22 protein-coding genes are annotated in these 19,807 nt (G+C 59.5%); 18 read left to right on the forward strand and 4 right to left on the reverse strand.

The annotated features are described in order from the left end of the window. Nucleotides 1-276 precede the first annotated feature (276 nt). On the reverse strand, nt 277-1,209 hold the full coding sequence (locus Q7C33_RS17680; RefSeq protein ID WP_030137768.1) for a helix-turn-helix transcriptional regulator: 933 nt from the start codon (nt 1,207-1,209) through the stop codon (nt 277-279). 546 nt (nt 1,210-1,755) lie between these two features. On the opposite strand from Q7C33_RS17680, the gene Q7C33_RS17685 reads away from it, so the two are divergent. From Q7C33_RS17685 to Q7C33_RS17720, 8 genes are all read left to right on the forward strand, one after another. Beyond that, the gene (locus Q7C33_RS17685) at nt 1,756-3,105 is read left to right on the forward strand and encodes an MFS transporter (protein ID WP_198797956.1); all 1,350 of its coding nucleotides are present in this window, start codon (nt 1,756-1,758) and stop codon (nt 3,103-3,105) included. Between the two features lie 102 nt (nt 3,106-3,207). Then, complete coding sequence (locus Q7C33_RS17690) at nt 3,208-3,903, forward strand: fumarylacetoacetate hydrolase family protein (RefSeq protein ID WP_407683857.1); 696 nt, start codon at nt 3,208-3,210, stop codon at nt 3,901-3,903. A gap of 42 nt (nt 3,904-3,945) precedes the next feature. After that, a complete protein-coding gene (locus tag Q7C33_RS17695; RefSeq protein ID WP_030137771.1) occupies nt 3,946-4,704 on the forward strand; it encodes an SDR family oxidoreductase in 759 nt (252 codons plus the stop codon). Between the two features lie 30 nt (nt 4,705-4,734). Next, nucleotides 4,735-5,691 (forward strand): 2-hydroxyacid dehydrogenase, encoded by a 957-nt coding sequence (locus Q7C33_RS17700; RefSeq protein ID WP_407683858.1) that lies wholly within the window; start codon nt 4,735-4,737, stop codon nt 5,689-5,691. A 218-nt stretch (nt 5,692-5,909) separates the two neighbouring features. Next, complete coding sequence (locus Q7C33_RS17705; RefSeq protein WP_030137773.1) at nt 5,910-6,242, forward strand: type II toxin-antitoxin system HigB family toxin; 333 nt, start codon at nt 5,910-5,912, stop codon at nt 6,240-6,242. Then, nucleotides 6,239-6,880, forward strand: a complete 642-nt coding sequence (locus tag Q7C33_RS17710; protein WP_030137774.1) for a helix-turn-helix domain-containing protein — start codon at nt 6,239-6,241, stop codon at nt 6,878-6,880. The genes Q7C33_RS17705 and Q7C33_RS17710 overlap by 4 nt, the downstream gene beginning before the upstream one ends. Nucleotides 6,881-7,141: 261 nt before the next feature. After that, nucleotides 7,142-7,723, forward strand: a complete 582-nt coding sequence (locus tag Q7C33_RS17715) for a hypothetical protein (RefSeq protein ID WP_407683859.1) — start codon at nt 7,142-7,144, stop codon at nt 7,721-7,723. 45 nt (nt 7,724-7,768) lie between these two features. Next, complete coding sequence (locus tag Q7C33_RS17720) at nt 7,769-8,347, forward strand: GNAT family N-acetyltransferase (protein ID WP_407683860.1); 579 nt, start codon at nt 7,769-7,771, stop codon at nt 8,345-8,347. Nucleotides 8,348-8,572: 225 nt separating this feature from the next. Here Q7C33_RS17720 and Q7C33_RS17725 read toward each other — a convergent pair whose 3' ends face one another. Further along, a complete protein-coding gene (locus tag Q7C33_RS17725) occupies nt 8,573-9,148 on the reverse strand; it encodes a nucleotidyltransferase family protein (protein ID WP_033864397.1) in 576 nt (191 codons plus the stop codon). Between the two features lie 97 nt (nt 9,149-9,245). Here Q7C33_RS17725 and Q7C33_RS17730 point away from each other — a divergent pair, with 97 nt between their 5' ends. From Q7C33_RS17730 to Q7C33_RS17740, 3 genes are all read left to right on the forward strand, one after another. Continuing rightward, complete coding sequence (locus Q7C33_RS17730; protein ID WP_030137778.1) at nt 9,246-9,734, forward strand: GNAT family N-acetyltransferase; 489 nt, start codon at nt 9,246-9,248, stop codon at nt 9,732-9,734. A 123-nt stretch (nt 9,735-9,857) separates the two neighbouring features. After that, nucleotides 9,858-10,901, forward strand: a complete 1,044-nt coding sequence (locus Q7C33_RS17735) for a sterol desaturase family protein (protein WP_407683861.1) — start codon at nt 9,858-9,860, stop codon at nt 10,899-10,901. Next, entirely contained in the window at nt 10,894-11,517 is a 624-nt protein-coding gene (locus Q7C33_RS17740) for an SMI1/KNR4 family protein (RefSeq protein WP_030137780.1), read from the forward strand. Before Q7C33_RS17735 ends, Q7C33_RS17740 begins: the two co-directional genes overlap by 8 nt. Here Q7C33_RS17740 and Q7C33_RS17745 read toward each other — a convergent pair. After that, nucleotides 11,405-12,175, reverse strand: a complete 771-nt coding sequence (locus tag Q7C33_RS17745; RefSeq protein ID WP_407683878.1) for a phytanoyl-CoA dioxygenase family protein — start codon at nt 12,173-12,175, stop codon at nt 11,405-11,407. The genes Q7C33_RS17740 and Q7C33_RS17745 overlap by 113 nt on opposite strands. A 365-nt stretch (nt 12,176-12,540) precedes the next feature. Here Q7C33_RS17745 and Q7C33_RS17750 point away from each other — a divergent pair, with 365 nt between their 5' ends. The 6 genes from Q7C33_RS17750 to Q7C33_RS17775 all read left to right on the forward strand — a co-directional run bounded on the left by Q7C33_RS17750 (nt 12,541) and on the right by Q7C33_RS17775 (nt 17,810). Then, nucleotides 12,541-14,730 (forward strand): GAF domain-containing hybrid sensor histidine kinase/response regulator, encoded by a 2,190-nt coding sequence (locus Q7C33_RS17750; RefSeq protein ID WP_407683862.1) that lies wholly within the window; start codon nt 12,541-12,543, stop codon nt 14,728-14,730. Nucleotides 14,731-15,378: 648 nt separating this feature from the next. Continuing rightward, nucleotides 15,379-15,789 (forward strand): hypothetical protein, encoded by a 411-nt coding sequence (locus Q7C33_RS17755; protein WP_030137786.1) that lies wholly within the window; start codon nt 15,379-15,381, stop codon nt 15,787-15,789. Nucleotides 15,790-15,801: 12 nt separating this feature from the next. Further along, nucleotides 15,802-16,086, forward strand: coding sequence for a hypothetical protein (locus tag Q7C33_RS17760; RefSeq protein WP_407683880.1), 285 nt, complete (start codon nt 15,802-15,804; stop codon nt 16,084-16,086). Between the two features lie 38 nt (nt 16,087-16,124). Then, the gene (locus Q7C33_RS17765) at nt 16,125-16,328 is read left to right on the forward strand and encodes a hypothetical protein (protein WP_407683863.1); all 204 of its coding nucleotides are present in this window, start codon (nt 16,125-16,127) and stop codon (nt 16,326-16,328) included. A gap of 87 nt (nt 16,329-16,415) precedes the next feature. Then, a complete protein-coding gene (locus Q7C33_RS17770; protein ID WP_407683864.1) occupies nt 16,416-16,787 on the forward strand; it encodes a hypothetical protein in 372 nt (123 codons plus the stop codon). Nucleotides 16,788-17,114: 327 nt separating this feature from the next. Beyond that, a complete protein-coding gene (locus Q7C33_RS17775; protein WP_030137789.1) occupies nt 17,115-17,810 on the forward strand; it encodes an HAD-IA family hydrolase in 696 nt (231 codons plus the stop codon). A 69-nt stretch (nt 17,811-17,879) separates the two neighbouring features. Here the strand turns inward: Q7C33_RS17775 and Q7C33_RS17780 are convergent, their stop codons facing one another. Then, on the reverse strand, nt 17,880-18,626 hold the full coding sequence (locus tag Q7C33_RS17780; protein ID WP_217861509.1) for a 3-oxoacyl-ACP reductase family protein: 747 nt from the start codon (nt 18,624-18,626) through the stop codon (nt 17,880-17,882). Nucleotides 18,627-18,751: 125 nt separating this feature from the next. Here Q7C33_RS17780 and Q7C33_RS17785 point away from each other — a divergent pair, with 125 nt between their 5' ends. Next, nucleotides 18,752-19,675, forward strand: coding sequence for a LysR family transcriptional regulator (locus Q7C33_RS17785; RefSeq protein ID WP_258650097.1), 924 nt, complete (start codon nt 18,752-18,754; stop codon nt 19,673-19,675). Nucleotides 19,676-19,807: the final 132 nt, after the last annotated feature.

Here is a 19,807-nt window from a genome sequence, read left to right on the forward strand (position 1 = left end):
CTGGGCCGGGGGCGCAGCCAACTGGAGCTAATTGGTAGTCGTTACGATCGCCCGTGGTCGGTGTTTTTTCCGGGTGGGCTAAAGGGAAAACCAGAAAAGAGAACGGCGTCGCTCGATCCCGGTGTGAGCATTTGATATAGCAGCCGTGCTAGCGCAGTAATGCTCATCGTCGATCCCTCTTGGCGTGGAGGAATGTATAGTTCAGGTGGCGGCAATCTGCCAGTAGGTCGGGCGCAAATTAAATACTGGTGGAGACATCGCTTGATTAGCGTTTGATCAAGTATTCAACGGCAACTGCGGACTGTCCGGGTTCAACTGCTGCCGCCTGAACTGCCCTGGCGGTTGGCCGTGTATCTGGCGAAAACGCCTGGAGAAGTAAGCCTCGTCGGCGAAGCCACATAACCTCGCCACTTCGCCCACTGGCCGTGTTCCGTTGAGCAAGTAGTTGCGCGCCGCATGCATCCGGCGTTCGAGCACCAGTTCAGTGAAGGTCTTGCCGATTTCCTTGCGCAGCCAGTGGGTCAAGTACGTCGGCGACAGATAGGTCGCCGCTGCCACTTTGATCAGGTTCAGGTCGGGGTCGGCGATGTTCTTGCGCAAGTATTCGGACATCCTGCCCAATGCATCGCGTCGGCTGACTTCGGCGGCGTTCTCTTCGGCCAAGCGCTTGAGTGGTTCGGCATACAAGGCGCAGACGCTGCCGATCAGTTGCAGCAGCAAGCCCTTGAGCATCTCGCGTGTGCCGAACTGACGGTTCTCGTCCAATGCACGCATCTGTTCGATCAACGCACGTATCTTGGCAAATGCCTCGTCGCTCAGGACGAAGTCCAGGTGTTCCTGGAAGCGGAACGGCGACAGTTCAGGCGCCAGCAGAATCGAGACTTCTTCCAGGTCCATCGGGTCGCATTGCAAATGCGGAAGAAGGAAGGTCTGGGAAAAATTGATCACCACGAAATTGCTGTCCACCGGGTGCGGAATCACATGCACCCGGTGGGGCAGGATGAAGGCCAGGGTGTTGCGTGGGAACGGCCGCTGGACGTTGCCGATGTGTTGCACGGTGTCGCCGCCAAGGTTGATCTGGATCTGGAAATATTCGTGGCGGTGCGGGCTGGTTTCGGCGCGTCGTCCTTTTTTGTCGCGGATATAGAAGTCCGTCAATTCGCTGCGTTGTTGCATGACGTAAGTGGGGACTCGGTTCGGTAATGACATCGCCTTGGAATCCTCGACAAGCGCTTGATGACCGGATTGTGGCCAAGGGGACGTGGGATTTACAAGTGGTTATACGATGACATCAGGGAGGGGGCTTTTTTGTATAGGGAGGCAATTGGAGAAGCTGTCCAAAATGACTGCGTTCATAATTGTTTGATTTTTTACTTAAAAAACAAAAGCTTATTATGAGAATAGAACACTGTCGGCAGTTACCGTATGCGCCGATTTTTTTGGACAGGTTTGTCCAACGTTGTTTTTGCAGGAAAAAATGATCTAACGCTCAGGTTGATTTCGATTGGTTGTACGACCACTGTTGGGGCAACGCAACCCGACCCATCCAAAAACAACCCAAGGTGCGCCCATCATGAACGTCCTCCCACTGCTCCCCGATCCTCCTGGCCAACGCTGTCGCCTGGCCGCTGCGAACGCCTGACAACGGCTGACCAAGCCCCCATCACGTTGTGATTGTCCTGCCCCGGAGATCGAGGGCAATGGCTTCGGCTGTCCGCAATATCTCGACCCTTCTAACAATAACGAGGTCCCCTCATGTCGAATTCACACACCTCCCAGACCACTGCGCCGCCAGGTATTGCCGACGCCCGGGATGCCGTGGCGTCCGAGCGTCTGCCGTCGCGGCGGCGCTGGTTCATGCTGTCGTTGCTGTTGATTGCAACGATCATCAACTACATAGACCGGGTGAATATTTCGATTGCCGCGCCATTCCTGGCCAAGGACCTGGGGCTCGACAAGATCGAAATGGGCCTGGTCTTCTCCGCGTTTGCCTGGACCTACGCGCTGGCCTTGGTACCCGCCGGCTTCATCGCCGATCGCTTCGGTTCCCGGTTCACCTACGGGGTGTCGCTGATCAGTTGGTCGACCGTCACCGTGTGCCAGGGGTTCGCCACGGGTTTTGCGTCGCTGTTCGGCTTGCGCCTGGCTGTCGGTGCGATGGAAGCACCGGCATTCCCAGCCAACAGCCGGGCGGTCACGGTGTGGTTTCCGGCGCGGGAAAGGGGCCTGGCCAGTAGCATCTACGTTTGTGGCCAGTACTTGGGGACGGCGCTGTTTACCGGTGCGCTGCTGTGGCTGGCGACGACCTACGATTGGCGGCACGTTTTCTACAGCACCGGTGCGCTTGGCATCGTCTTCGGCATCGCCTGGTTGTACCTGTACCGCGACCCGATGAACTGCAAGAAGGTCAGCAAAGAAGAACTCAAGTACATCGAAGCCGGGGGAGGGCTGGTCAAGAGCAGCCAGGAGCGCACCCGGTTCAACTGGCGGCAGATCGTCGAGCTGTTCAGCTACCGCCAGGTCTGGGCGATTTGCATCGGCAAGTTCGCCAGCACGTCGGCGTTGTATTTCTTCCTGACCTGGTTCCCGACGTACCTGATCGAGGAGCGCCACCTGACCATGATCAAGGCCGGGATCTTCGCGGTGCTGCCGTTCGTGGGCGCGACGGTGGGCATCTTGCTGGCCGGGATCATTTCCGACTTGTTGATCCGCCGCGGCTATTCGTTGTCGTTCGCCCGCAAGTTGCCGCTGGTGGTGGGATCGATGCTGGGCATGTCCATCGTCCTGGTGAATTTCACCGACTCGAACGTGATCTGCATTGCGGTATTGACCGTCGCCTTTTTCGCCCAAGGGATCGCGTCCTCCTCGTGGGCGGCGGTGTCGGAAGTCGCCCCCAAGGAGCTGATCGGGCTGACCGGTGGGATAACCAGCCTGGCCGCCAACATCGGCGGCATCGTCACGCCCATCGTGATTGGCGCGATCGTCCACAAGACCGGCTCGTTTGCCTTGGCCTTCTGGTTCATCGGTGGCGTGGCGCTGGTCGGCACCTTGTCTTATTCCTTGCTGCTCGGCCGTTTGTATCGCATCGAATTGAAGGCGCGCTGAGCACAGGAAAAAACTGTTTTTTTCCAATACGAGGCGGCATTCGTCCAACTTTGTCGGGAAATGCCGCCGTACGCTGATGCTTCCAACAGGACTTTCAACAGGATGAACATGCCCGAATACGTCTTTACTCCGGATTTGCCCGTCGCCCTGCCGGTGATCGGCACCTCTCAGCGTTTTCCCGTTGGCCGGGTGTTTTGTGTCGGTCGCAATTATCCGTGGCCAGACGCCCAGGGCGGCCAGAACCGCCTGCCTCCGGTGTTTTTCATGAAGCCGCCCAGCTGTGTCATCGACGCGGTCGGGGAGGTGCCTTTTCCGACGATGACAGAGGCGTTCGTCCATGAAATCGAATTGGTCGTCGCCATCGGCGAGGGCGGTGCGAATATCCCGGAGAGCCAGGCCCTGGCGTATGTCTGGGGGTACGCGGCCGGGCTTGACCTGACGCGACGCGACGTCCAGCTGGCGGCCAAGCGCGACGGCCTGCCCTGGGAAGGGGCCAAGGTGTTCGATGGCGCTGCGCCAATGACCGCCATCGTGCCGGTCTCCAGGGCAGGGCATCCGGATGGCGAACTTTGGTTGAGCGTGAACGGCCAGGAGCGCCAGCGTGACAGTCTCGACAACCAGATCTGGTCGGTCAGTGAAATGATCAGCAGGATTTCCCAATCGGTGGCGCTGCGGGCCGGCGACCTGATCATGACGGGCAGCCCGTCCGGTGTTGATGTGTTGCATCCAGGCGACGTGATCAACGCCGGCATCGATGGCGTCGGGCAGTTGGAAGTGCGCGTCGGCCCGCGCCTCTGAACCCGGCCTCGCCGTACCGATTTTTTAAAAGGAATACACGACATGTCGAACACTTTGAAAGTTGCCCTGGTGACCGGCGCCGGTAGCGGGATCGGCCGCGCCGTGGCCTTGGGGCTGTTGCAGGATGGGTACACCCTGGTCCTGGCGGGACGCCGCGCGGAACCGTTGCAGGCGTTGGTCGACCTGGCGGCAACCGAGGGGCGCGTAGCGCTGGCGGTACCGACTGACGTGCGGGATCCGGCCAGCGTAGATGCGCTGTTCGCCACCGTCGAAGAGGTCTACGGACGCCTGGACGTCATCTTCAATAACGCCGGGGTCAATGCCCCCGCCGTGCCGCTGGATGAACTGACGTTCGAGCAGTGGCGAAACGTGATCGATACCAACCTCAACGGTGTTTTCCTGTGTGCCCGTGGCGCCTTTGGCCTGATGCGCCGACAGCAACCACAGGGCGGACGCATCATCAACAACGGTTCGATTTCGGCGCACACCCCACGACCGTTCAGCAGCGCCTACACCGCGAGCAAACATGCGGTGCTGGGCCTGACCAAATCCCTGGCCCTGGACGGGCGCGAGTACAACATCGCCTGCAGCCAGATCGACATCGGCAACGCCCTCACCGAAATGTCCGAGCGCATGACCAGGGGCGTACGCCAGGCCAACGGCAGCATCGCGGTGGAACCCATGGTGGACGTCAAGCACGTGGCTGATGCCGTGCGCTACATGGCCGGCCTGCCGCTGTCGGCCAACGTCCTGAACATGACCGTCATGGCCACGGCCATGCCGTTTGCCGGTCGTGGTTGAGCCCGCCTTCCAATTCGTCACGAGGTCACTATGAAGCCAGAAGTCTTGCAACTCAGCCCGATCCTGATTCCCGAAATTAATGCCCAGCTCAATGAGCTGTTCACTGTTCGACGCTATTTCGAACAGGCCGACAAACCCGCCTATTTGCGCGAGCACGGCGGCAACATTCGCGGCGTTATCACGGGTGGGCACACGGGCATCAGCCAAGCGCTCATGGCGCAACTGCCCAGGCTGGAAATCGTTGCGGTCAACGGCGTGGGCACTGATGCGGTGGACCTGGCCTATGCCCGGGATCGCGGAATCCGTGTGACAGCCACCATTGGAGCGCTGACGGAAGACGTCGCCGACCTGGCCATTGGCTTGTTGATTGCCGTGTGTCGCGGGGTATGCACCGGTGACCGCTACGTGCGCTCCGGTCAGTGGCCCCATAGCCCGACGGCACTGGCACCGCTGCCGTTGGCGCGGCAGGTGTCAGGCATGCGCATCGGCATCGTCGGCATGGGCCGGGTCGGTCGCGCCGTGGCAACCCGAGCCGCCGCGTTCGGTTGCCCGATCAGCTATACCGACCTGCGGCCCATGGGCGACGTGAACCACACCTTCGTGGCTGACCTGGAGCAACTGGCCCGCGACAGCGACGCCCTGATCCTCGCGGCGGCCGCCGACAAGGCTGAAGCCATCATCGATGCCAAGGTGCTGCGTGCCTTGGGCAAGGGCGGTTACCTGATCAACGTTGCACGCGGGAAACTGGTCGACGAGGCCGACCTGGTGGCAGCGCTGGCCGCGGGAGACATCGCCGGTGCGGCGCTGGATGTGTTTGTCGAGGAACCGCACGTGCCTGAGGCATTGTTCGGCAATGAACAGGTCGTGCTGCAACCCCACCGCGCCAGTGCGACATTGCAGACCCGCACGCGGATGGGGGAGATGGTGGTGGCGAGCCTGGTGGACAGTTTTGCGGGAAGAGTGCCGCAGGGGTGTGTGACGGAGTAAAAGGTTTGCCCCTTCAGGGGCGCTGGTAGCCAGATTTTCAGGCGGGTTGGGTCGGCAGGGTTCATTTTGTCTCTGGATGTGTAGGCGATAACCCGCTGACCCCAATGCAGCCGGCGCGAATCGCCTAAGTGTCACAGCATGCGTCCCACTACTGCCAATCAATCAGAGTTGTTAAAAAACACAACTAGAGTACCATCGGCCCAAAGACAAGGACGCCCATGGATATACTCACGCCATCACGTTTTGACGACGCTGCGATTCGGTACCCCAACGACAAGGCCGGTCTTGATCGTTGCCTGCGCATTTTGAGGATGGCGCGCCCCAAGGCGTTCGCGGACCTGCAAAAGCTTTTCGGTACCCACGGCGTTGACTTGTTCAAGCCCAGGGCCGCAATGAATTGGGTGGTGATCGACGTAGGCGGCAATAATCTCAGGGTGATAGGCGGCGTCAACTATGCCCGGCAGAAGTTCTACGTCAAACACATCTACACGCATGCCGATTACGACGTTGCCAACAGTTGGTATGCAAGGAACAAAGGGACAAGACGATGAGCGCAGCCCGGAACGACTTTCAAACCATGATCGCGACGCTTGGTGAACTGCACGCCGTGCTGGATCGCCTGCGCGGTGAGTTTGTACACGGCATCAGGACCCCCGCCGACTATGAACGGGCGACGGACTTGCTCGATGAACTCACCGACGGGCGCGAGCTGAGCAAGGTCGAGGAGCGGATTCTCGTTGAGCTTGAGGACGAAATCCTGGCCTACCAGCGCGACTCCGCCCAGTTTCGTGAATCGAATGCTGCTTTTGAGGCGACCTGCACGCCTGTGCAACTGATCAAGGACCTGATGGAGACGCACGGACTCACCGGTTCCGACCTTCCTGAAATCGGTGACAAAACAGCGGTGTCCAAAGTGCTCAATGGCGATCGGCCGATCAGTCACAAGATGGCTTATGCGCTGTCAGAGCGGTTTGGGATGGAGCCGGGTGCGTTCCTGTCGGCGACCTCGGCAAAGCTGGCGGCTCATATTGAAACTGTCTCTCTATCTGTCAATAAAACCTCAGGTCATTACGTCTTGCATGAGAACCCTTTGCCCGCCTATTCAGTGGAAGAGGCCGGTGCCGGTGAATACAAAGTGATGACCCCGAAGGGCCGCACGAAGGCAGCCAAAAAGCCGAAAAAGGGGTAGGGCAATCGTCTGCTGATCAAGAGGCAGGGAAGTTTGTCGAGCCCGTGTCGTCAGGATGACCCGCACCGGCCAGCTCAGCGTCGCTACTACCGCGAGGACCAGCCCAGAGATGAGGTTCAATGAGCGTGGGGCATCACGCGTGCGCCCCGATACATCGGCCATTGCGGCGCGTCCCCGAACCCTCTATAAAATCCCGCGCTGGCATCGCGTTCCTCTCGACCGTCGTCGGCCCTGGATATCTGACCTGCATGGAGCATCATCGTGAGCCAAGCGCCGCGCCCCCTCAACCTCCGAATCAACAATTACCCGCGCAATACGCTCTGCGTCCTGCGACATACTTGGAGCCTCACCTTACTGACCCTGCTCGCCGGCTGCGGAGCGCTGTCGGATGTCCGCTCTTTCTCCACCCCTTACTCAACACCCGGCGGTGGCGAGACAGCACGCTTGCGAGTGATCAGCGACGGCATGGTCAGGGCGGTACCCAAATCCGATTGCGTGGACTTCCGGCTGCCGGGCGCCGGGGTCATGGTGGCGTTCCGGGATGGCTACGCCAATCGCAATGGTGAAAGCCTGGGCATGCCAGCCGTTGACAAGCACCCAGCCTCGACGGTGATGACCGAGCTACTGGTGCCGGCCGGGCGCCCCGTCGCTTTTCATTACATCGGTGCTCAATGCTACAACATGTTCAGTTTTGTTCCTGAGGCAGGGAAGGATTACCAACTGGAGGCCGCAGGCCGTTACACCTGCGGGGTTACCCTCAGGAAAATCTCGGCGGGGATGAAGGAGCTTCCTCCTTCTTCATTGAAAGACAGCAAACTGTGCAGGGTGACGGACAATCTTTAGGGTGCCCCCCAGGATAGCCATCGGTATTGAAAAGGAATCTTCATCGTGGAATCTACCCCCACGTTCCAAACCCGCCGCCTCATTCTCACGCCCCTTGAACTGACGGACGCACCGGCAATTCAAAGGCTATTCCCACATTGGGAAGTGGTCCGCTACCTCGACAGTCGCGTGCCCTGGCCTTACCCGGATGACGGCGCGCTGACCTACGTGCGTGACCATGCGCTGCCTGCTGTCGCCGCCGGAAGCGAGTGGCACTGGATGATCCGTATTACCGAAGATCCCGCGCAATGCATCGGCAGCATCAGCCTGTACGACCAGCCAGGTAACAACCGAGGTTTCTGGCTGGCGCCGCAATGGCAGGGAAAAGGCTACATGCGCGAGGCTTGCGAGGCGATCAATGCCTATTGGTTCGAAGCGCTGGAGCGTCCGGTCATGCGAGTGCCGAAGGCGGTGGGCAACCTGGCTTCGCGCATGATTTCGGAGCGCGAGGGGATGCGCATGATCGGGACGCAGCGGGGGGATTTTGTTTGTGGGTCGTTGCTCAAGGAGGTTTGGGAGCTGACGCGTGAGGAGTGGTCCAGGAACGAAGCTGTGCAAAAGATACGCCCGATTTTATCCGAATGAGCCCAGGTGGGAGCGGCTATCCGCCGCCGATCTGCCGTGGGAGCGAGCCTGCTCGCGAAGGCGGCAGCAAGTACATGCGTAGTCTTAATAGATACACACTCCGTGGCGAGGGAGCTTGCTCCCGCTCGGCGGCGTCGCCGTCGGCAGACCGTTGAAGCTGTTTTTCTGAAAAAACGTTTTGGGACGGCTTCGCCACCCAGCGGGAGCAAGCTCCCTTGCCACGGATTATGGAGATTTGCATCCTTTCTCCAGAATCCTGAGCCACGGCCAGCGAGCCTGATAACTCTTCGCCTTTTCATCGAACAAATCTGGCTGTGGATTCTTTGGATTGATACGAAGAACGCCTTGCTCCACGTCATCCAAGCCGTAAGGCGCATAAACTTCGCCTGTTCCTACATCCAGTCCAATACACGTACCCGCAACCAGATAGCGATCAACGCCGTCCTTGGCCGACTGGAGTTGAGGGTAGGGCTTGCCAAACCGCTGGCCGTACCAAAGGTGAACGCGAGCCTGGTTCTTGACCTCGATGTTGACGTCGAGATCCTGGAAAAGACGTTGGGCGGTGTTGATCACTTCATTCTCGGCTTCCCAGGACAGGTCAGCGTCGAAGTAGAAAACATCGTAATCCTTCACGCCCCAGGCCGTTGGCCGCTGCGACTGATGATTCCAAACGGCCTGGAACAGGCAGCCTGCGGTGAGCATGCATTGGTTCAAACCGAGCGAAGGCAGGCGCGCGGTGATGCAGGCGTTGATTGGATTGGTCATGGCTATGCTGACCAAGCGTTCGACGGTCAATGTCATATCTATCCTTGGAATCGATCTGGTCCTGGCACCCCGAGAGACGGTTGAGCAAAATCAGCTGAGCTAAAATCCCAGCACATGACCTCAAGGACGCCCGATGAAATTGCAAAGTAGGCCAGTGACGGCTGATGACATCAAGACTATCTGTAGCTTTGCGCTGGATGCCCGGGAACTGTTTTATATGTTCCCGAAAGCCCAATACCCTCTGACTGAAGTTCAGTTGGCTGACGCTATCGCTCAACGACTCGATTCGACGGTCGTCGAGGTCGGCAACCGTATTGTCGGTTTTGCTAATTTCTATCGGGCTGAAACAGGTGGAGCCTGCTGTATCGGCAACGTCATCGTTGCCCAAGATGCCCGAGGTCAAGGCGTTGCAACTTTCCTCGTGAACACGATGACAGCCTTGGCGTTCGACCACTATGACGCCACTGAGGTGCGCATATCCTGCTTCAACGAAAATACGGCAGGCCTGCTACTTTATCCAAAGCTGGGTTTCTTGCCCTTTGCTGTTGAAGAGCGAGTTTCTCCAGATCATCGTAGGACCGCACTCATCCACATGCGTCGTGGTAGAGGGGGCCAAGCATGATTTTTTTCTCTGCCGCGTCCTGCATTTTGCTTTGAGCAGCCAACTCTGGAAAAAGACTGAAAACTCAAGCTCGCCCAACGCGACTGATTTACAATACCGCTCCTTCGGCAGAGGCTTGCGTTCGTGGATGCGTTTTCCCTTGTGTATCACCACCTGAGCGCATGGGTAATCGCACCCATCACCCAGCAGTTCCTCAGCATTTTCAACCTGAACGGCCGGTTCGGAATTCTGTTTCTCTGCGCCTCGTACGGCGTCGCCTATAGCCTGTTTCGTTATAGGAAGCGCCGTCGCCTGACCGAGGCTTGTTCGTTCTGGCAATTCATAGGTGGTAGCCGAGTGAATCTGCATCGCTCGGCGCTGCTGGACTATCGGTACTACTTCGTCCAGGCGATTCTCAAGGTTGCCTTGGTGCTGCCCATTGTCCACTTGGTCGATCCGTATATCCTGCGCTCTGGAGATTATTCGGCTTTTTTCAATAATCTGTGGGGCGCGCGTCCGCACCCGGGGGAAAACCTTTCGCTTGCATTGCTCTATGGGCTGGGGGTGTTCCTGGTGAAGGATTTCGTCCATTACTGGGTGCACCGGGCGTTTCACTCTCGCTGGCTCTGGGCGTTTCACAAGGTGCATCATTCGGCACCCGTGCTGGTACCGGCCACGGCGAGCCGGGTGCATTTTGTCGAGAAGATCGTCGAGAAGCTTGGCGTCACTGCCTGCCTGGGCCTCTTCGCGGGTGCTTTCTGGTACGCCTGTGGTGGTGAGGTCAGCCGTTACACGTTGTTCGGCGTGACGTACCTGGTGTTTATCTTCAATAGCCTGGCGGCGAATCTGCGTCACACCCATGTCTGGCTGTCCTTCGGCCCGGCGCTGGAACATGTGCTGAACAGCCCGGCGCAACACCAGATCCACCACAGCGATGCACCGCGTCATTTCAACCGCAATTTCGGCGTCAACCTGTCGCTGTGGGATTGGATGTTCGGCACGCTCTATGTCACCAGCACTCGGCCCGAGCCCTTGCGTTTCGGTATTGGAGGACAAGATCATCACCGGTACCTGACGGTTTATGGCCTGATTGTCACGCCTTTCTTCGAAACTGCTCGCAAGTGCCTGCGCGCGCTGAGGGCGACTGATAGCGGGTCCTCAACACCGTTGCGAGATATTAATGACTGACTACCGTGGACTCATCCTCGACGACACCCGTGAAGGCGCCACCGAACATGCCATTGCGCAACTGGAGGCCAGCCTGGGTGCCCGCTTGCCGGGCGACTATCGCGAATTTCTCAAGACCTGCAACGGCGCTTACCTGGAATACGATGTGCTGGCCAGGTTGGCCAATGGCGATGAGGAATTGCTCAGTTTTTCGCTGTACGGGCTGGATCCGGACAAAGGGTATGAATCCAATCCCTTTGAACTGGAGCAACTGCGCACCCAGCCCGGCTTCCCCGCGACGGGATTGTTGCCGATCGGTCGCGACGGCGGCGCGAGTGTCTTGCTGCTGGATCTGCGGGAGGGGCGCCAGGACGTGGCGGCGATGGTGGCGGGCTTGCCTGCCTGGACTGGGCGCCGTCAGCAAGGTGATGAATACGTGGTGCTGGCCGATTCTTTCAATGGTTACCTGGACTCGCTGTTTCTCTCGCAAGAGCGGATCGAGGAGCACATCAATCATTTCATGATCAGTCCTGAGAGCATCGAGGCGACATTGGAGTGGCTGGACAAGGGGAGTCCAGGGTGGCGGGAGCGATGTCGGGCGTTGTGGAATGCGAGGGTCGTGGATCGGCTGATTTGAAGCCTGGTTCGAATCGATCCCGGGTGTCCATGCGAATATTGCGCAGCCCCACGGTTTCCAGATGTGACGCGTATAACGCCTCTGAGAAATAGCTGATCAGAATGGAGCGTCGGCGTTTGCCGGTCAGGTTCAGGCTGCCCGCATGCACCAGATCGACATCGAATACCAGGATGTCACCGGCACGGCCGCAAAGCTGTACGGAGCGTGACTCGTCGTGGAAGTCGAAAGGTAGTGCGTCCGACACGGGGCGATGGCTGCCAGGAACGAGCCGTGTCGCGCCGTTCTCGGGGCCGTAATCGTCAAAAAAAGCCAGGGCGACGGCGATGTCGCCTGGCCGCTGGGCCGACAAGTCGCGGTGCAACTGCTGGTGGCCGCCATTGGCAACGGGCTCGCGTCCTTCCACTTGCGAAAGGAAGAACCGCTCGCCGATCAACTCGCCCGCGACCGACAAAAGCTGGGGCAGCCGACACACGGCTTGGATCTTCGGATCATCGTCCAGCATCGAATAGCGCCAATCCCTGTCACGCGGCACGGGCCATTGCTCCGACGGCCTCACTCCTGCATCGAACACGGCGCGAAGGTGGTCCAGCCATTCGGTCGGGATGGCTTGGTGGAGCAGGGCGTAGCCCTCTCGCTGGAGTTGTTTGCGGTCGGGCATGGTTTTCGAGACGTCCATGTGCGGGCATCTGGAAGGTTAGTATTCCGATCAGAAAACCGCTGAACCCTGTGGCGAGGGAGCTTGCTCCCGCTTGAGTGCGAAGCGCTCACAAAAGGGGCCGCTACGCAGCCCAGCGGGAGCAAGCTCCCTCGCCACGACTTCAGCTACAACATGGCTGTTCCCTATCACACACAGGACGTTGCCGCAGTCCTTCCACCCATTTTTACCCATGCCGGTTAAATGCGGCCTGGCACTTCCCCCAGATCCGATCGCGAATTCCAACTAAGCTCGGGATAATACGCGTTGGCTTGAGGTCACAAGCGTTCCCCCTCCATTGTTTTTGGCGGCTGAGAAGGATCGAACGCATGACAGATTGGCTCCAGAGCTATGGAGAAATGGCTGAGCGGGTGCGACGCCATGATTGGGAAGGCACCCCGCTGGGGCTGCCTGAACAATGGCCCGATGTGCTGAAGACGACGGTGGCGCTGAGCATGGCCTCGCATTTTCCCCAGGCGATCGTGTGGGGGCCGGACTTGATCACGTTGTACAACGATGCGTTCCTGCCCATTCTCGGAAGCAAGCCCGAGGCGTTGGGGCGGCCATTCAATGAGGTCTGGCGGGAGGTCTGGAGCGATATCGGCCCGATCGTACAGGCGGCTTTCGACGGGCAAGCGACCTATATCGAGAATTTCCCCTTGATCATCGAGCGGGGCGGCGGCCCGGAGCCGGCTTATTTCACGTTCTGCTACAGCCCCATTCGGGATCAGTTCGGTAAGGTCGTGGGCATGCTCGATACGGTTACCGAGACCACTTCCACGGTGCTCATGACCCAACGCCTGGCCGTGCTCGATGCCATCGGCAGCGCCGTGGCGAATGCCACGGACCCGCAAGCCATCATGGCGACCACTGCGCGGATCCTCGCGGCGCATCTCAACCTGTCCAACTGCGCCTATGCGGACATGGACGAGGACGAGGATGGCTTCACGATCCGCGGCGATTGGGCCAGGGCCGGGTCGCCCAGTATCGTTGGGCATTACCGGTTGGCGGATTTCGGTCGGCTGGCGGTCAACAACCTTCGGGCCGGCAAGCCCTTGGTGATCAACGACAACCTGGCGGAGCTGGCGCCGGAGGAGGCGGCGGCGTTCCAGTCCATCGGTATCGCGGCCACCATTTGCGTCCCGTTGATCAAAGACGGACGTCTTACCGCCCTGATGGCCATCCACGATAAAACCCCCAGGACCTGGACTTCGAACGAGCTGGCCTTGCTGATTGAAGTCAGGGAGCGATGCTGGGCCCACATCGAGCGTGCCCGAGCCGACGCCGCGGTGCGTGAAGGCCTGGCGGCCCTGGCTGAACTGAATTCGACGCTGGAACAACGCGTCGAGGAGCGCACCACAAGGCTCAAACAGACCGAAGCGGCGCTGCGCCAATCGCAGAAGCTCGAAGCCATCGGACAGCTGACCGGCGGGGTGGCCCACGATTTCAACAACCTGCTGACGATCATCCGTTCTTCAGTGGACTTCCTGCGCTTGCCCAACCTGTCTGACGAGCGCCGACAACGCTATATGACGGCTGTCTCCGAAACTGTGGAGCGGGCTTCCAAGCTGACCAGCCAGTTGCTTGCGTTTGCCCGGCGCCAGCCGCTGAAACCGGAAGTCATCGACGTCGGCAAGCAAGTGCAGAGCCTGGGCGACATGCTGCAAACCGTCACGGGGGCGCGGATCCAGGTCATCGTCGAATTGGGCGATCGACCTTGTTACATCCGTGCCGACTTGAGCCAGTTTGAAACGGCGCTGATCAACATGGCCCTCAACGCCCGGGACGCGATGAATGGCCAGGGCACGCTGTGGCTTCGGCTCACATGCGGTAATGGCATGCCGCCGATCCGCGGCCATGCCGGCGCAGGGCAGCACTTCGCGGCCATCGCCCTGGAGGACACCGGCACAGGCATATCGCCGCAGGATCTCGAGCACATCTTCGAGCCATTCTTCACCACCAAGGAGGTGGGGAAGGGAACAGGCCTGGGATTGTCCCAGGTGTTTGGCTTTGCCAAGCAATCGGGCGGCAACGTTGACGTTTCGACCGTGCTTGGCGAGGGAACCGTCTTCACCCTGTACCTGCCGGAGGTCGAGCACGAGACAAGGCATGAGCCGATAAAGGAAGAGATCCCCGCACTGGTATTGGAGCAGGGCAAGCGTCGGGTACTGGTCGTGGAAGATAATCTGGAAGTCGGGCGCTTTGCCAACCAGATTCTTCAAGACCTTGGCTATGAAACGGCCTGGGCAACCAACGCCGAAGAGGCGTTGGAAATGGTCGGCGTTGATACGATGGCCTTCGACGCGATATTTTCCGACGTGGTCATGCCGGGCATCAGTGGTATCGCCCTGGCACGGGAGCTGCGTCGGCGTCGCCCGGATCTGCCGGTGGTGCTGACTTCCGGGTACAGCGAGGAGCTGGCCCACAGTGGGCATGAGGGGTTCGAATTTCTTTCCAAACCCTACTCGGCCGACCAGGTTTCCCGGGCGTTGAGCCGGACTATGCTGGGCGTCGAGTGAGTGTTTCCTTTTTGAAACAGTGGGTTCCATTCGTCGGCGAAGGCTCTGGTGAATGAGCGGTCCGTTGATGACCAGCTAGTCTCACTGTCGTGAGGGCCAATATTTTCAGGCAATCGGTTGTTGCCGGTATCGGCCTTGGCAAAAAGGGGAAAGACGATGGGAGCACCGTACAGCGAGGAGAACGGAGCCGCGTACCCGATCAACGAAGGTTTGCAGTGTGGTCAGGCCGCTTATCGATCGGACTTTGGCGACGAGCCAATCAAGTCCATCAGGACGAAGGTGTCCAAAGTGCAGCGAGGGGAAAAAGCCAAGTTCTTACCCAGGATTCCGCTCAGGAAATAATGCAAGCGCAGCCCCGTCACCGAACGGGGCTTTTTTTGGACTTGGGAAAAGCGGAGTTTTGTAAATATTTTTAATCTTTTTCCTACAGACAATTGCTTTCACGTTTCTTTCACACTCGAGTAAGTAGTCTGAGCTCATCCGTTAGAAAGCAGTACCTGCCCGTTTCCCCAGCGGGCTTTTTTTTGCCTGTCATAAAACTACCGTTGCGTTTGTGGTCCAACCGTCAAGGCTGACGCGGTTTGGCGTACACTCGCGCCCGCGCGCACCGACTCTATTTCCCGATGCGGCATTCTTGAGGTTTTTATCATGCGTTTGACTTTGTCCACCTTGGTGCTTGGGCTTGTGGTCGCTCAGGGCGCGATGGCCGCTGGCGACGGTACCGCAGCGGTTGGCGGTGGTCTTGGAGGTGTCTTGGGTAATGTGGTCGGCCAGCAAATGGGTGGCAGCACCGGTGCCGCGATTGGCGCCGGTGTGGGTGGCGCCGCCGGCAGTGCGGTGGGCGCTCGCAAGGGCAGCCGTACGGAAGCGGCCATTGGTGGCGGGCTGGGTTCGGCCGGTGGTTCGATCGTTGGCAACCGCTTGGGCGGTTCGACGGGCTCTACCATTGGTGCGGGCATCGGCGGGGCGGCGGGTGGTGCCTTGGGCAGCAACCTGTCCAACGATGGTGATGGGCATTCGGGTGGCAAGAAGCATAAGCACAAGAGAAAACACCGCTAAGCGCATGCATGCATGAACAAACCCGGCCTTGTGCCGGGTTTGTTCTTATTGGGCATTTCCCCGGAACGTTTACCGCTCCACCTCCTCGAATCCATACACCCACTTGCGATTGCGAGGTATGCCATGACGCCGGAAACCGAAGGAAAGGAAGAAAAAGGCCCCTCGGGCGTGCCCTTCATCAACGATCCGGGTGTCAACGACCCGGGCAATGAAGACCCCGGCTCGCTAATGGACGACGCCCAGGTTCCCTTGATCGAAGATGAAGACGCAGAGCTTGAGGACGAGTCCTACAAGTAATCGCGCTGTCCCTGAAACGGCATCACCAGGAGGCCATCATGTCAGCTGATTCGCCTGTCCCCGACGACGATGAAACCCCGGAATATCCGCTGCCTTCGCCCACCGATTCGCTGAGTCGCGATCAGCGACCGCCCGATGACGACAGCGGCGTCGAGCAAGTGCCAAGCGACGATCAGGACGTCGAGGCGACGCCGGACGACCCGGATATCTCGGGCGACGATGCGTCCGGCAAGCCAAGCTGACCCTCATCCCGTCCGTCGATTTTGCGGCACCATCGGCGCGCCATGATTGCCAGACATCAGGTAGTTATCTTGAAAAGGAGACTTACCATGATGAAGACAAACGTGACGGCCCTGGCGTTGGCCGGGATTCTTTCGGCCAGCGCAGGGACGGCTTTCGCACAATCCTCGGACGGCGCGCCGGTCGACAAGGGAGGCATGCCGCCTTCGACCCAGATGGACGCCGGGTCCACCACCGATGCCAGTGGCAATGCGTTGCCGCCAGGTTCGGTGAGTGGAGGAAATGGCGGCGATGCCAGCGGTAGCAGCACCAGCCCCGGCACCGGAAGCGGCTCGACCAGCGGTGGTAGTTCGATGGGCGGCGGTTCTTCCAGTGGAGGTGGAACCGGTACCAGTGGCAGCGGTGGCAGCTCGGGCGGCAGTGGCTCGGGGTCGAGCGGCTCCGGCAGCTCGGGTCAATAACCGCTGCATCGTCATCCAAACCGATTCCGCTTTTGTGGCGAGGGAGCTTGCTTCCGCTGGGGTGCGTAGGAGCTGTCGAGTGCAACGAGGCTGCGATCTTTCCAAAGACACTTGAATCTCAAGCGAAAGATCAAAAGATCGCAGGCTTCGCCAGCTCCTACAGAACCGAGCGGGAGCAAGCTCCCTCGCCACAAACCCGTCCATGGATTTCCCATTGCCGGTTCCAAGCCTCCTTCGCTATTCTGCTGAATCCTTTAAGGCGAACACGCTACGCTGGCCGCACCTGAGCCATCCCTGGAATGTTGTGTTGATAACGGATCAGATGCGATGAATGCACCACTGAAAAAGTTTGGCCCCATCAAGGCTGTGATTTTCGACATGGATGGCTTGTTGCTCGATACCGAGGGCATCTACACCGAGGTGACCTCCATTATCGCCGAGCGCTACGGGCGCACGTTCGATTGGAGCGTCAAGCAGAACATCATCGGGCGTGGGGCCACGGATCTGGCCAATTACGTCGTCCAGGCGCTGGAATTGCCGATCACCCCTCAAGAATTCCTGATCATCCGCGAGCCCCTGATGCGCGAGCGTTTTCCCCACGCCATGGGGATGCCTGGCGCCGAGGAGCTGGTGCGGCATCTGAAGGCCCACGACATTCCGATTGCGGTGGGAACCAGTTCGTCGAGCCCTACCTTTGCGCTGAAAACCACGTTGCACCGGGACTGGTTCGCGTTGTTCGATTGCATCGTGACGGCGGATGATCCAGAAGTCGGTGCGGCGAAACCGGCGCCCGATATTTTTCTCACTGCCGCCCGGCGCCTGGGTGTCGAGCCTCGCGACTGCCTGGTATTCGAAGATTCACCGTTCGGCGTGACTGCTGCGAAAGCCGCTGGCATGACCGCCATCGCCATTCCGGACTCGGCCATGGCGGACGAAAAATACGCCCACGCCGACGGGATCATTCGCTCCTTGAGGATGTTCCAGCCAAGCCTGTGCGGTTTGCCGGAATTAGAGTGGGCATGACAACCGCTTCGACATAATGGAAAAAGCCGGTCAGGGTTCAGCCCTGACCGGCTTTTTTACGAGTTGATGTCAGGCGCCAAAACCACCGTCGATGGTCAGGCTGGCCCCGGTGATGTATGCCGCTTCAGGGCCTGCCAGATAAGCGACGAAGCTGGCAATTTCTTCCACCGTGCCGTAACGACCGACTGCCATGAGGTCCATCAGGCTGGAGGCGAAGTCGCTGTCGGCCGGGTTCATGTCGGTGTCCACCGGGCCGGGCTGCACGTTGTTGACGGTGATGCCGCGCGGGCCGAGGTCACGGGCCAGGCCTTTGGTCAGCCCCACCAGCGCAGATTTACTCATGGCGTACGCGGCGCCGCCGGCGAAGGGCATGCGGTCGGCGTTGGTGCTGCCGATGTTGATGACCCGACCGCCCTCGGTCATGTGCCGCGCGGCGGCCTGGGTGGCAACGAACACGCTGCGCACGTTGATCGCCAGGGTCTGGTCGAAATCTTCGAGTTTGAATTCTTCCAGTGGCCCCATGGCCAGCACGCCAGCATTGTTGACCAGGATGTCCAGCCGGCCAAAAGCTTCGACGGTGGCGGTGACGGCGTTACGGACGGCGTCGGCATCAGCGCTGTCGGCCTTGATTGCCAAGGCTTTGCCGCCGGCTGCGGTGATGCTGTTCTGCAGTTCTTCGGATTTTGTACCGGAGCTGACGTAAGTGAACGCTACGGCAGCGCCTTCTGCGGCGAGGCGTTTGACGATGGCGGCGCCGATGCCGCGGGAACCGCCTTGGATCAAGGCGACTTTACCGTTCAGTGCTTGAGTACTCATGTATTTCTCCAAAGGTGCCGGGGCGAAATGCCGCGGTTGATGGGGCGAGTATCAAGACTAGGCTATCGGCTGGGTAGACCTTCGTTGATATAGTCTGTGTAAACCAAAAGTTTATAGTGGGCGCCATGGAGAGTTTCAGCAGTATCGAATGTTTTGTTCGCAGCGCCGAGGTCGGCAGCTTCGCCGAGGCTGCGCGACGCCTGAGCCTGACACCCGCGGCGGTGGGCAAGAGCGTGGCCAAGCTTGAGGCGCGCCTGGGCGTGCGGCTGTTCCAGCGCAGCACTCGCAGCCTGACCTTGACCGAGGCCGGGCAGCTATTCCTGCGAGAAGTAGGCAGCAGTTTCAATACGATCCAGAACGCTGTCGCCAACCTCGCCAGCGCCGGGGGGCAGCCAGCCGGCACGCTGAAGGTGAGCATGGGCACGGCGTTCGGGCGTTTGTTTGTCGTGCCGTTGCTGGGGGAATTCCTGGGACGGTACCCGGCGATCAACCCGGACTGGCATTTCGATAATCGCCAGGTTGACCTGATCGGCCAAGGCTTCGACGCGGCCATTGGCGGCGGTTTCGAACTGCCCCAAGGCGTGGTGGCGCGCAAGTTGACGGTGGCTCATCGCGTGTTGGTTGCATCCCAAGCGTATCTGCAGAGTCACTCCGCCATCTTTGAGCCGCAAGACCTGGCGCCACATCACGGCATTCTGATCCGCTCACCGCAGACTGGGCGGATCCGTTCATGGCAACTGACCAGCCGCAACCGGGAACACAGCCCGTTGACCCTAAAGGCGCAAATGACAATGAGTGACTCCGAAGCCGCTTGCATCACTGCAGCCCAAGGGCTGGGCATCGCCCTGGTGAGCATGCCGTTTGCCGTGGCGTACCTGGACAGCGGCGAGTTGCAACGAGTGCTGCCAGACTGGTATGTCGATGACGGCAACATCTCTATCTATTACGCCGAACACAAACTGCTGCCAGGCAAGACCCGGGCGTTCGTGGATTTCATCATCGAGCGGTTTGCCGAACTGGGGTTGGCCAAGCGGTTCAGTGCGGTTTGAGTTGGGCGCTGGATTGAGTTGGCTCCAATCGCGAGCAAGCTCGCTCCCACAGGATTTTGCAATAAACACACTTTGTGTGGACGCTGGAAATCCATGTGGGAGCGAGCTTGCTCGCGATTCGGCGCGCCACGG

Origin of the sequence: Pseudomonas sp. BP11-1-1, assembly GCF_052112105.1 — a bacterium.
In the GTDB taxonomy this organism is placed as follows: Bacteria; Pseudomonadota; Gammaproteobacteria; order Pseudomonadales; family Pseudomonadaceae; genus Aquipseudomonas; species Aquipseudomonas alvandae.